This is a genomic window from Chryseobacterium sp. SIMBA_038 (assembly GCF_046535115.1).
Classification (GTDB): Bacteria; Bacteroidota; Bacteroidia; order Flavobacteriales; family Weeksellaceae; genus Chryseobacterium.
The window spans coordinates 634,639-648,243 of record NZ_JAWRXH010000002.1 but is presented as its reverse complement, the minus strand read 5'-3'; the positions used below and the strand labels follow the sequence as shown (position 1 = coordinate 648,243).

The 13,605-nt window shown below is 33.6% G+C and carries 10 protein-coding genes; 2 read left to right on the top strand and 8 right to left on the bottom strand.

The features are described from left to right. Positions 1-184: 184 nt before the first annotated feature. The 6 genes from SB689_RS09205 to SB689_RS09180 all read right to left on the bottom strand — a co-directional run bounded on the left by SB689_RS09205 (position 185) and on the right by SB689_RS09180 (position 6,852). The gene (locus SB689_RS09205) at positions 185-763 is read right to left on the bottom strand and encodes a Crp/Fnr family transcriptional regulator (RefSeq protein ID WP_410691829.1); all 579 of its coding nucleotides are present in this window, start codon (positions 761-763) and stop codon (positions 185-187) included. 45 nt (positions 764-808) lie between these two features. After that, positions 809-2,191 (bottom strand): phosphoglucosamine mutase, encoded by a 1,383-nt coding sequence (glmM, locus tag SB689_RS09200; protein ID WP_410691828.1) that lies wholly within the window; start codon positions 2,189-2,191, stop codon positions 809-811. A gap of 52 nt (positions 2,192-2,243) precedes the next feature. Beyond that, on the bottom strand, positions 2,244-3,269 hold the full coding sequence (locus SB689_RS09195) for a DUF4421 family protein (protein WP_410691827.1): 1,026 nt from the start codon (positions 3,267-3,269) through the stop codon (positions 2,244-2,246). A gap of 219 nt (positions 3,270-3,488) precedes the next feature. Continuing rightward, a complete protein-coding gene (gene feoB, locus SB689_RS09190; protein ID WP_410691826.1) occupies positions 3,489-5,522 on the bottom strand; it encodes a ferrous iron transport protein B in 2,034 nt (677 codons plus the stop codon). Continuing rightward, on the bottom strand, positions 5,522-5,776 hold the full coding sequence (locus SB689_RS09185; RefSeq protein WP_082891134.1) for a ferrous iron transport protein A: 255 nt from the start codon (positions 5,774-5,776) through the stop codon (positions 5,522-5,524). The genes feoB and SB689_RS09185 overlap by 1 nt, the downstream gene beginning before the upstream one ends. Positions 5,777-5,907: 131 nt before the next feature. Next, positions 5,908-6,852, bottom strand: coding sequence for a GLPGLI family protein (locus SB689_RS09180; protein WP_410691825.1), 945 nt, complete (start codon positions 6,850-6,852; stop codon positions 5,908-5,910). Between the two features lie 191 nt (positions 6,853-7,043). Between SB689_RS09180 and SB689_RS09175 the strand changes: the two genes are divergently transcribed. Next, positions 7,044-7,541: a DinB family protein gene (locus SB689_RS09175; protein WP_410691824.1), complete on the top strand. Its 498-nt coding sequence runs from the start codon at positions 7,044-7,046 to the stop codon at positions 7,539-7,541. Positions 7,542-7,605: 64 nt separating this feature from the next. On the opposite strand, the gene SB689_RS09170 is transcribed toward SB689_RS09175, so the two are convergent. Next, complete coding sequence (locus SB689_RS09170; protein WP_410691823.1) at positions 7,606-10,308, bottom strand: carboxypeptidase regulatory-like domain-containing protein; 2,703 nt, start codon at positions 10,306-10,308, stop codon at positions 7,606-7,608. Between the two features lie 507 nt (positions 10,309-10,815). Here SB689_RS09170 and SB689_RS09165 point away from each other — a divergent pair. Beyond that, the gene (locus tag SB689_RS09165; protein ID WP_410691822.1) at positions 10,816-11,697 is read left to right on the top strand and encodes a cupin-like domain-containing protein; all 882 of its coding nucleotides are present in this window, start codon (positions 10,816-10,818) and stop codon (positions 11,695-11,697) included. Positions 11,698-11,737: 40 nt separating this feature from the next. On the opposite strand, the gene SB689_RS09160 is transcribed toward SB689_RS09165, so the two are convergent. Continuing rightward, positions 11,738-13,462 carry a hypothetical protein gene (locus SB689_RS09160; protein WP_410691821.1) on the bottom strand — a complete coding sequence of 575 codons (1,725 nt, stop codon included), beginning with the start codon at positions 13,460-13,462 and terminating at the stop codon, positions 11,738-11,740. Positions 13,463-13,605: the final 143 nt, after the last annotated feature.

Sequence of the window (13,605 nt, the reverse complement as noted above, 5' to 3'; positions counted from 1 at the left end):
GCAAAGGCAAATAAATTTGCTTCGCGAAGCTTGAAAACATCGCTTCATCAAATCAACTCGTTGATTCTTCTTTGCTCACTTAGATATGTTTTATTTTTAAATTAAAACTTTGCGTTTAAAAATGAAAAAGTTCTTTATTAATTCAATTATATGCAGTCGCAAAGAAACTTCCATCTTCAGCCTTTCAAAGCCGGTCTTTCAAAATCTTACTTTTAATTCTGCTCAGATGAACGGTTGTGATGCCTAAATAAGAAGCAATATAATGTTGCGGAACTCTTTTGATAATGTCCGGTTTTTCTTTACAAAGATTAAGATATCGTTCTTGCGGACTTTCTTTAATAAATGAGAAAAAGTGTTTCATATAATCAAAAACTCTTTCGAAAACAGAATCCATAAATTCACTTCTCAACTTTGGATCGACGTAAACTTCTTCCAAAATTTTATCCGCAGTCGGTTTATCTATTTGCCACAAAATACAAGGCTCAATTGATTCAAATGAAACCATACTCGGCAATCCTTTTCGGAAGCTTTCCAACGAAGAAAACATCGTATTTTCCATGAAAAACTGGAAAGTAATATCTTTTCCGTCATTATTGTACCAAGCTCTTACAATCCCTTTTTCAATAAAATAGGCATTTAATGAAATTTCACCCTCTGTTAACAGAATTGTTTTAGCCGGAACTTCGATTCGAGTGAAATTCTTTCTGTATTTTCCCCAAGTATCTTTTGGGAAAGAAAATCTGTTTTGTAGATGTTCGAACATGTTGTAAAAAAGAACGAGACTAAAAGCCTCGTTCTTATAATTTTATTAAGTCAAACTTTTAATTTTAGCGATGATATCATCCCCTAATTTGTCAGCTTCTTCCTGAGATTTAGCTTCTGTATAAATTCTGATAATCGGTTCTGTATTCGATTTACGAAGGTGAACCCAGTTGTTTTCAAAGTCTATTTTTACACCGTCAATCGTAGAAACGTTTTCGTTTTGATATTCTTTTTCCATTTTAGATAAAATATCGTCTACATTGATTTCAGGAGTCAATTCGATTTTCTTTTTACCCATGAAATAACTTGGATATCCTGCTCTCAGTTCAGAAACAGTCTTATTTTCTTTTGCTAAATGAGTTAAAAATAAAGCAACACCGACCAAAGAATCTCTTCCGTAATGTAGATCTGGATAGATAATTCCTCCATTTCCTTCCCCTCCGATTACGGCATTTTTCTCCTTCATTAAAGTAACAACATTCACTTCTCCGACAGCACTTGCAAAATATTCTGAATTGTGGCTCTGTGCAACATCTCTCAACGCACGGCTTGAAGAAAGGTTTGAAATTGCCACACCATTTTTATTTTTCAATAAATAATCTGCAACAGCAACCAATGTGTATTCTTCGCCGAACATTTCGCCTTTTTCATCGATCAAAGCCAATCTGTCAACATCAGGGTCTACAACAACTCCAACGTCGGCACCTTCTTTTTTAATCAATTCACAGATATCACCTAAATGTTCTTTCAACGGTTCAGGATTGTGTGGAAAGTGTCCGTTTGGTTCACAATATAATTTAACGGTTTCACAACCTAACTTATCTAAAAGCATCGGAATAGCAATACCTCCCGTAGAATTTACTGCATCTAAAACCACCTTGAAATTTTTAGCCTTAATTGCTTCAACATCTACCATCGGCAAATCCAAAATCTGCTGAATATGAATATCAAAAGCATCATCTCTCGTTTCATATTTACCTAAATCATCAACTTCGGCATAATTAAAGTCTTCACTTTCGGCCAAAGCCAACACTTCAGCTCCGTTTTCTCCTGTGATGAATTCTCCTTTTTCGTTTAATAATTTAAGGGCATTCCACTGTTTTGGGTTGTGAGAAGCGGTAAGGATAATTCCTCCGTCTGCTTTCAACTCAGGAACCATGATCTCAACGGTTGGCGTTGTAGAAAGTCCAAGATCAATCACGTTGATTCCTAACCCTTGTAAAGTTGCCGTAACCAATGAATTAACCATTAACCCAGATATTCTTGCATCACGACCAATGATTAAAGTTAAATCTTTTTTATTCTTATTATTTTGAAGCCAGGTTCCGAACGCAGAAGCAAATTTTACCACGTCAAGCGGCGTTAAATTATCGTTTACTTTCCCGCCAATTGTTCCTCTAATCCCTGAAATAGATTTGATTAATGACATCCTATCTTTATGTTTTTAATTAATTTTTGTTTGAATTTCGCAGCAAAGATACTTATAAAATCGGAACCTTTTTTTGGATTTTATCGTAACTGTTTTTCACGACTTTTGGGGGCGCAAAACGATATCCAACGTAGATTAATCCATAAGTATTGTTGTTTTGAATTCGAGAATCAGAATCCTGCTTGTAATTATATGACATTAGATTAAGCTTTCCACCAAACAAGAATCTGTCTGAGTTGTAACCTATGTGAATTCCGCCACCGAATTTCTTGGTGAAATATTTATTCTTTTCTTTATCTGATTTTGAACCATTTTCAAGGTCTTCCTGATAGCTTGACCATTTTCCGCCAACTCCTGCAAATGCAAAAGGTGAAATATTGACATTTTTTGTAACGACCCAATTGTAATAATAAGCAAGATTCGCTCCGAGATTAAACTGTGTTTCTACACTTTTGAGATTATCAATATCTTTATCTTTAAAAAAAGTAAGGTCATATTCTAAAGCCGGAACAAAACTCCCATTACTTTCCTTCTGCCATTCTCTCTGATAATAGATACTTTTTAATGAAAAATCTTTATTAAAAGAATAAGCGGTAATTCCTCCAAAGCTTTGAATCCTCAAATTAGGAAGCTGTAAATAAGGATTTTTTCCTTTTTGCCAATCGGGATCGAAATCCTGCATATTTTTCAGATAAAAACCTTTTAAATTTTTATAATAAACAGTCTGAATAAAACTTTTAGGAAAAAACCTGAATCTAATGTCGGAATATGAACTTTCACCCTTCAAATGATTGTCATTATTTCCAGGAATAAAATTGGGAGCGAATGAAAATGTAGCACTTATAATCTTGTAATCAATAGAAAATGAAGTATTGATTTTATTATTAATAGAAAGTTTTGTTTTGGGAAATTCCTCGCCTTTGTAAACAGCAACGTAATCTTCAATATTGGTATCAAAATTCAGTCTGATCATTACCTGATCTTCGTAGGAAATGATTTTGGTGCTGTCCGGCTGTTTTTGAGCATTTGCAAGAAATCCTAAAAGACAACATAGCAGGAAGTGTGTTGTTTTTTTCAAATCAGAAATGTTTTTATTCTGGATGAAAATTACAACAATTTTCTTAATTTATTATTTTAAAACGAATTTAAGAGCAGCCACAATCTTTGTCGCAACCCGTTCTTTTTGAACTGAATTTTTTTGGTGCAAAATTCTTTCTCAAAATCTTAAATAAAGAATAGCACGCGAACGCAACTACAAGAAAGACAATTACATATTGAAAAATTAATGAAGAATCCATTATTTTAATATTTGATATGCTATCATCGACACAAAGTATGCCAAACCTGTCATCATTACCACCTGAAAGCCAGTCCATTTCCAGCTTTTGGTTTCTCTGTAAACTACTGCAAGTGTAGAAACACACTGCATTGCAAATGCGTAAAATAAAAGTACGGAAACACCCGTCGCGAAATTGAATACTTTTTCACCGTTGGGCTTCAAATCATGTCTCATTTTATCAATCACTTTTCCTTCCGGAGCATCGTCATCTAAGCTGTATAATGTTGACATTGTTCCAACGAAAACTTCTCTTGCCACAAAACTTGTGATAATTCCGACTCCCATTTTCCAGTCGTAACCTAATGGTGCAATGGCTGGCTCGATTGCTTTTCCCATTTTTGCCAAATAAGAATGATCAAGCTTAACATTGGTTGCCACCACTTCGTTAGGGGTTTGTTTTGGGCCGAAATAACTTAAAAACCAGATAATAATACTTACAATAAAGATGATTTTTCCGGCTCCGGTTATGAATTCCCAAACTTTACCTAAAACCATTTTAAAATCATATCCGAAAAGTGGTTTTTTATAAGTCGGTAAGTCCATTACCAAGTATGTTTTTCCTTGATTTTTGATGAAACCTTTAAGAATTGCAGCCGAAAGTAACGCCACCATAAATCCTAAAAGATACATTCCCAACAAAACCAATGCTTTATATTGAATTCCGAAGAAAGTTCCGTCTGAAATAATTAAACCAATAATGATACTGTAAACCGGAAGTCTCGCAGAACACGTCATGAAAGGCGTAACCAAGATGGTTAATAATCTTTCTTTTAAGTTTTCGATATTTCTTGTTGAAATCACCGCAGGAATTGCACAAGCCGTTCCGGAAACTAATGGAACTATACTTTTCCCGTTTAATCCAAAAGGTCGTAAAAACCTGTCCATCAAGAAAATAACTCTCGCCATATATCCTGAATCTTCCAATAAATAGAGGAAGTATAATAAAATCCCAATCTGTGGAGCGAAAACCATGATTCCGCCTAAGCCAGGAATAATTCCGTTTGAAATTAATGAATTTAAAGGTCCTTCCGGAAGATGTTCTCCTGTGAAAGCTGACAGCCAGGCGAAGAAATTATCGATCCAGTTCATCGGATATTCTGCCAAGAAGAAAACACTTTGGAAAATGATCAATAAAATCAATAAGAAAACAACATATCCCCAGAATTTATGAACGAGAACTTTATCTAATCTCTCCGTCAATAATTCCTTGAACTGAGGTCTTTTTGAAATTACATTAGCCAAGATCTTGTCGACATTCTGATATCTCCTAACCGTTTCCTGAACCTGTAATCTTTTAGGAACCAAATTTTTAGCCTCAGAATCGCTCAATCCTTTCTTCATGGATTCTATCTTATCCAACTCAACACCTGAAGATATTGATATCCAAGCTTTATACTCGTTATCAAGACCTTTATCTGATGACAGTTTTTGGATAAAATCTTTGTGTTGGCTTGGTATTTCGAAAGAAGTTTTATTTGTTTTTAAAAATTCGTTGTTTAAAACGGCTTCTTTTATTTCTTCAATTCCAATTTGCTCTTTTGCGTTGGTTTGGATGATTTTAATTCCTAATGCATCCGAAAATTTCTGAATATCAATTGTAATTCCTCTTCTTTCTGCCTGATCGATCTGGTTAACCACCAAAATCATCGGAACTCCCAGATCCTGAATCTGCTGAAAAAGCAAAAGTCCTCTTTTTAAACTTAAAGCTTCAAGAATATAAATAACTCCAGCGTAATTTTTCTGCTCATCAATAAGAAATTTAGAAAAAATAGCCTCGTCTTCTGAGCTTGGATAAATACTGTATGAACCCGGTAAATCAACAACCTCAACCTCTTCATTCTTATAGGCATAATTCCCTGAATGGCTTGCTACGGTAACACCAGCATAATTCCCGGTTTTCTGTTTTTTGTTGCAAAGCGTATTGAAAACCGTTGACTTTCCTACATTAGGATTTCCGACTAAAAGTACCTGTTTTTTTTGAGTATCCTGCATCAATTCAATTCTTCAACAATGATAAAACTGCCTTCTTCTTCACGAAGAGCAATTCGGCTTTTTTCTTCTCCAAATTCCACATACATAGGACCACTAAAAGGAGCCTGATACAATATTCTGAAGGCTGTTTCCGGCAATAGACCCATTTCTATGATCTTACTCGGCATCTTCATTTGATCATCATCATACCCCAGAATCTTTCCCATTTTATTTTTAGGAAATCCGCTCAATTTATGTAAACCCTTCTCTTTCAAAGCCTGACGTTTTGTAAATGCAAATATACGCTATTTAAATTTAATCTAAATAACGCATTTTGTAAAAAAAATAAACCCAAACGTATTGCTACACTTGGGTTTATCAGATATAATTTAGTTGATATGAATGCTTATTTTAAATCTTTTTCTTTTCCTACTTTTTCGACTGTTCCAACATTTAATTTACCATATTCTGGCTCAATAGGATTGTCGTTTGCATTATAGAAGTCTTTATACTGCTTTTCCTGTTTCTTCATCATGTCTCCGATTGTTCCGTCCATTCCCGGGATAGATTTAGACATCATTTCCTGCGTCATCATTGGTCTTACCGTTGCAAAAGGATCTTTCTTGAAATCATTAAATGTTTTTTCAAATTTTTCTCTTGACAGAACATTTACTTTACCTCCTTTAGCCTGCATTAGATTTTCAATATAAGAGTATTCTGTATAATCTTTTACTTTTTTGTTTCCCTGTAAAACCCAAGAATAGTTTTTTCCAGCATCTTCAATCTTCACAATCAGACCAGGAAGTCCGTAAAATTTATAGGGCCCGTCCTGAAAAGGTAAATCTGCACTAAACCAAGCTGTCCATTGCTTTCCACCGAATTCAGTAGTTGCTTTTTGAGTATTGTATGCTCCTATTTTTTGTTTTTCGTTTTCAATTTTCCAGTTAAGTTTCAAGCTTTCATCATAACCGATATTAGCAGGCGTAAATCCGTTTGCGATCTTGTCTACATATTGAATCTTCATACTTGGATAAATTTTATAAATCCTTGCAGAAATTTTCGGTGTTTTAAGAGTTTTAGATAAATCTTTCATGATTCCGGCTTTTTGCATTGCTTCAATTTCTATTTTCATGATAGAATCCTGAGCAATTACCGTATAATCCTGATAAATAGATCTGTTTTTATCTGTAATATCCAAAATGGTAATTACCTTATCTGTTTTTGTAGAATCTTTTTTAGGCTTAAATGTTAATTCATAAAAGAAACGGTTGGCTGATTCCTTAGAATCTTTTTCCTGAGCGCTAGCAAAAGTAACAAGAGCGATAAAAAATACTGAAAAGAACTTTTTCATTGTAAAATGTTTATTAATTAGTTAGCACTTGTACATTTTTGTTACATATTTTATTTGAATTTATTTCATCAACTCGTTTATACAACTGATTTAAAATAGATTATAAGCGATATTTTTAAAATTTATGATTTCATTACAACATTAAAATCACTAAAAATCCTACCTTTAAAATACCTAAAAAACAAAATAGTATGGACACATTAGCACAATTTAAAGATGAGCTGGGAGCCGAGTACCAGACAACCAAAAACTTCTTCGAAGTTTATCCTGAAGACAAAAATGATTACAAACCTCACGAAAAAAGTATGAGCATGACCCATCTTGCCACACATATTGTAGAAGTCTTCGGCTGGGCAGATACAATGCTGAAAACCTCTGATCTGGATTTTGCAAATACAGATTATCGACCTACAAAACTTTCTACAAAAGAGGATTTGCTTCAAAAGCTTGATGAAAATTACAAATCCAGCATTGCAGCAATTAATAATGCAAAAGAAGATGACCTGACTTCAACATGGGCTTTAAAAAACAATGGGGAAGAATTGGCAAAATGGACAAAATATGGTTCGATCCGTCATTCTTTAAACCAAATTACGCATCACAGGGCGCAACTGGGAGTTTATTACAGACTGAATGACATTCCGCTTCCGGGAAGCTATGGGCCTTCTGCGGATCATCAGGAGTTTTAAAGTTTCGGGATTTGAATTAAATAATTATAAAAAAACCAACCTCAGTGAGATTGGTTTTTCTTTTTTATTTAAAGTTGAATTTTACGGTGAACATGACTTGGCTTGGGCGAAGTTGATATCTTGTGTACGTAATATTCGTGGTATTGATATCATATGTTTCGAATACTTTTTTGTTGGCGATGTTCATCCATTTAAGCTCAAAATCAATTTTCTTTTTAGCCCAAGTAAATTGGTATGAAACATCATAGAATCCGTTATGGTATTTTTGATCGGCTGCATTGGTGTTTACCTGATCCCAATTGAATCCAACTGTATGGTTTTCGATAGGATAGAAGAAAAGTCCTAGATTATGAGTAAATCCAGTTCTGGTAGCATTAGAATTTAATTGTCCAACGCTGGTTTGTTTTGTTTTAGAAAGACTTGCATTATAATCAATACTCATCCAGCTGAAATAGGTGTTATTGAATTTAATACCAAATGACTGACCATTGTTTTTATTGGTAAAAGATTTATTATCTAAAAATGCATCTGATTTCGCTGTATTGTTGCTATAGCTAAGGGAAGCGTTTGTTTTAAATTTTGGAAAATATTTTCCTACTTCTACACTATATCCATTATTTAAAACATGATTATCCTGCTCTTTGTATTTCATTATGGTATATCCTCCTCCATTGATCTCCGGATTTGAAATTAAGTTTCTCTTTGCATCTGAATATCTGTAATTAACATTGAAGAATAGATTATTTAATGGATTTCTGTACTCTATTCTTGTTCCTGCAGATTTATTGTTATTCTGAGGAATTGGATTGCTAATATCCATCGAACTGATTCCGCTTGGTGAAGTCATTAAGAATCCAGAATATGCTGTATTTATTTCTCCAAAATTGTTGTTAATATTAGCATTTACCGAAGCTTTCCAGAAGGAAGCAAAAGTATATTGAGCAAAAATACTTGGTTCAAAAGTAACTTTATTTACAGATTTTGAAACATTTCTTAATGGATCTTCCGCCTTAATATTATTAGAATTTACCGGAAAGTTAGCATATAACATCCAAGAATCATTCTTATAATTTACTCCTACGCTTCCGTAAGGTGTAGCTGTGGTATATTTTAAATCATTAAAATATGCTTCAGGCTTAGGATCTGAAATATTAGGATCGGTAGATGGAATTGCTTTAATATTTGACAAATCTGAAACCATATCTGTACTTTTAAAATTAAATCCAACCTCTGGAGTAAACGTCCATCCTTTTACAGAAAACCCAATATTCGCAGAATGATTGGCTTCAAAAGTTTTAAGTCTTAAACTTTGTCTGGCAAAATCCGTATTGGCTACAGGATTAAATCCAGGAATATCCAAATAAGATGATGGAGAAACTTCCAACGTCTGTCTATCTGTCTGATAACTTACAAAAGATAAAAGATTTACCATTTTTTCTTTCCACGGAACGATGGTACTTAATGAGTTTTGGAATGATGTTGTTGGAGATTCAACTCCCTCATCTGCATTCCTCTGTATACCTGTTTTAGCATCAGTTCTGTTTACAATTCCTCTGTCTGCATTCCAATATTGAGAGAAACTTGTGGTGTTTTTAAAGAATCCTTTTTTGGCATTCTTTGTAAATATTAATTCTCCTTTTGCTTTATCTGTATAAAAATTATTAAAAATATTTGTAATATTAGAACTACCTCCAAAATAATCTCTCTGGCTATAAGCTTCTCTTTCTACCGCATTATTGGTATAATTTGCATTGGCTTTAAGTTCCCATTCTTTTTTCTTATCGATATTTGTAAGATAATTGGCTGATAAATAATGAACATTATTCATCAAATATCTTTTTACAGGAAGATCGGGAGTGTCTGCATTTTCTACATTCAACCAATCATTTTGGGATGCGTTGATTCTTTTTCCTTCAAATCTGCTTCCGAAAGCAAGAATATTTCCTTCATTTTCCACCTGCTCACCCATGTTATTGGTCTTGTAATTAACTACCCATTGGCTTTTTTGTCCAAAAAACATTGGGGTTAATTTCACATTCCAAAGCCAAGGATCTCCAAATCCGGTTCCTACTTCACCTCTACCGGTCATGGTAACCGAATTTTTTAGTTTAATATTGATGGCTGCTGCATCGGAAGGAACTTTATCCTGAAGAATTTTTACAGGTTGGTGATTTTCAAGAACTTCAACTTTTTGTACGGCATCTTTTGGAAGTGAGTTGTTGATGGTTCCGTAACCTCCTTCCATTAAATCTTTTCCGTTGACATAAAATTTATTGATCGCATTTCCCTGATAAAGAATTGTTCCGTCTGTATTGACTTCAATTCCGGGGATTTTTCTCATTACATCAGCCAAAGTTCTGTCACTTTTACTGTCGAATGCTTTAAGATCATAAGCAATGGTATCACCTCTTGATGTGATCATTTTGGTTTTAAGCTGTACTTCCTTTATTTCTGTGGCTTCAGACTGCATTTTAAAGGTTAAAGTCTGGTCACTGTTTGTGATCTGCTTTGTTAATGGTTTTTGATTAAAAGCCTTCACTTTAAGATCTACATTAGCCTCAGCAGAAGTGAACGTTACCTTATATTCTCCTTTGGAATTGGTGATTCCGTAGGCTAAAATGGCATCTTTTCCGGGTTCCTCCACCGTTACACTTGCACTTGGAATTGCAATGCCGTCTTCATCCGTTATTTTCCCTGAAACTGTTTTCTGGGCAAATGTAAGCACCGAGAAAAAAAGCATCAGAAATAAGGAAACATTCTTTTTCATAATTTATTATTTGATTAATTAGTTAATGGTTACTGTTTTTTGTTACACTTCTATAAAGATGAATTTTAATAGGAAAAGTTAAACCCCTGTTATCACTACAAACATAGTGATAATTTTTTTTGAAAAATTTTTAAAATAAAAAAACTTTCAATAATATTCTTTTATGGCATTTATATTTAAATTAATAATAATTTTTTGCGATAATAATTAAATCATAACTCCACATAACAGTGACTAATATTAACTTTCACTCCATTTTGCATATAAAATAAATGTTATACATTCGTACCGAATGAATTTTTATTCAATCAATTTGTGTTTTTGCCCTGTAATTCTTTTTACAGGGTATTTCTTTTTAATAAACCCATGAATACAGCTTTTTTGAACATTCTTTTTTTTATTTATTCTAAGTATTTAAAAAAATGATTTGAATCATAGATTAAAAAAAACTTAAACTCAGCTTGATACGGTTTAATTTAATAATTTTGTAATATAAAATTTATAGAAATGGGAATTATTTTAAAGCCTATAGATGTTGTAGATGACATTTCTAAAGAAGATTTCTACGAAAAATATCTAAAACCAAGGAGGCCCGTTGTCATAAAAAACATGGCGAAAAAATGGCCAGCCTATCAAAAATGGACGATGGATTATGTAAAGGAAGTGGTTGGAGATGTTGAAGTACCTCTTTATGACTCAAAAAAGGCCGATCCTGCAGCTCCCATTAATACGCCTACTACCAAAATGAAATTTGCAGATTATATAGACCTCATCCAAAGAGAGCCTACAGATCTTAGAATTTTCTTTTTTGACCCAATAAAACACGCAGGTAAACTGCTTGAAGAATACATTCCGCCAAAAGAGCTTATGGGAGGCTTTTTAGACAAATATCCGGGGATGTTCTTCGGAGGAAAGGGTTCTGTAACTTTTTTACATTTTGATATCGATTTAGCTCATATTTTCCATACCCATTTCAATGGAAGAAAACATGTGATGCTATTTGAAAATAAATGGAAAGAAAGGCTGTATCAACTTCCATACGCAACTTATGCGCTGGAAGATTATGACATTGAAAACCCTGATTTTGAGAAATATCCGGCATTGGATGGTGTAGAAGGCATTGATTGTTACCTAGAACATGGTGACACTTTATTTATGCCAACAGGCTGGTGGCACTGGATGAAGTATCTGGATGGCAGTTTCTCCCTTTCTCTGAGAGCTTGGGATAAATCTTGGGCAGTGAAAGCCAATTCTTTATGGAATCTTACGGTTCAGCGTAAATTTGACGACATCATGAAATCCAATTTCAAAAAGAAATACATGGACTGGAAAGAAAAAGTAGCCATCAAACGAGCTGAAATGGCTTTAAAAAGAGGTTTACCTAGATAAAAAAAAGACGTTTCAAATTGAAACGTCTTTTTTATTGTAACTATAAAATCCTGTAAATCGGATATTGTCTGAAAGTTTTTTCTTCGAAATAAGGTGAGTTTTTATATACCCAATCCAGCTGAGCTTCACCATCATCAGCAAACTTTTTATCGGAAGCTTTCTTGGCTTCAAATTTTTGCTTTAAATCTTTATCTTTTCTCAATAATTCTGCCGCGGTATCTTCAAAAATGTAGGCTGAATAATATTCTTTTTGCGCTAAAATTCCGTCAAAGAAATTCCAGTTGAAGAAAGAATCCAATGCTTCGGGCTCTAATGTTTCGATAATGTATTTTACCCCATCCTGATTGGTTGGAACGATGTAATCTCCTGCTGAAAAAATAAGTTTTCTATTCGATTTATCAACTGTAGTTTCAAAATGGGCATAATGACCTTCGTAAGGATTTTTTACGGTTTTAAAATCATTAATTTTATAAGATTCAACCGCAATTGTGCTGTCTTTTTGAAGCGGTTTCATTTGAATCTGATTTCTTTTAAACTCTTCAATCACTTTGTATTGCGATTGCGGAATCACATAATATTTTGGAATCGAAATATAACCTGTGGGAACAGCAGTTGTAAACAGTTTTATTTTCTTTGTGAAAGGCTTATTTCTGTCATAAAATAATCTTGGTTTACCGGAAATATCACTTGGCTTGTATTTTCCTTCATATCCTTTAAAATCCATTGTAGAATATTTCGTAGAATCTATTTTCCAACGGATTCCGTATTGTTTTCCGGCTTGATATTGCTTTAAATTTTCAAGTCGAAATTCTTTTATCTTTTTATACTCTTTATCTAAATTTTGAAGGTTAACGAGCATATACTTATAAGTCGCATCCACCCTTTTGTCATAAGGTTTCAGCATATGTGTTTCGGGAACGGTTCCTAAAGAATTAAACAAAGTCGTGTACCCGGTAGAATATCTCGGAGAATCCTCAAAAGAAGCAAAGCCAACCTCCGGAACATCGCCGTGAATGTTGACATAAGGTGTACTTTCATACCCTAATTTCTTTAGATCTTCAAGATTTTTAGCTTGATAATTTTCGTAGAAATAATTCCCCAACACATTTCCCAATCGTTCTTTAAAAGTTGAGATATATGTAAAAGTATATTGATAATCCGCTCCATTACTCACATGATTATCAATAAAAACATCAGGTTTCAACCACTGATAAATTTCCTGAAAACTTCGGGCATTTTTAGAATCTGCTTTGATGAAATCTCTGTTTAAATCATAATTTCTCGCGTTTCCTCTGAAACCATATTCTTCCGGTCCATTTTGATTGGCTCTTGAAAATGAACCTCTGTTTAGCATTCCGCTCACATTGTACGCTGAAATGGCTGCAATCACAAAATTTTGAGGAGTTTTGATCTTCTTGGTTGCTAAATCTCGCATCAACATCATTGTAGCATCAATTCCGTCCGGTTCGCCGGGATGAATTCCATTGTTGACGAAGAGAATTGCTTTTTCCTTTCTTAATTTATCTAAATCTTTTTCAGGAAAAGGATTGTAAACCACCACATAGATTGGTTTCCCATTATCGTCTTCTCCTTTTTTAAGATATTGAATTTCATTAAAGTTTTTAGCTAAATTCTGATAATAGGAATTCATTTCGTCATAAGTAACGGTTTGATTTCCATTTCCTTTTTCAAAAGGAGTTTGAAAATTGTTTTGTGCTAAAAATAAAGATGAACTCAGGAAAAATAACAAATATTGCAGTTTCATTGAAGTGATATTTCGAGTTCCAAAATTACTTATCTTTTTGTGAAACTAGAAATTTAGAAATTTTGACACACTATATTTGTCATCCCGTAGGGATCTCGGCAAAGTTATTAGAGGTTAATTTGGAAAGATTCGTGTCTAGATTC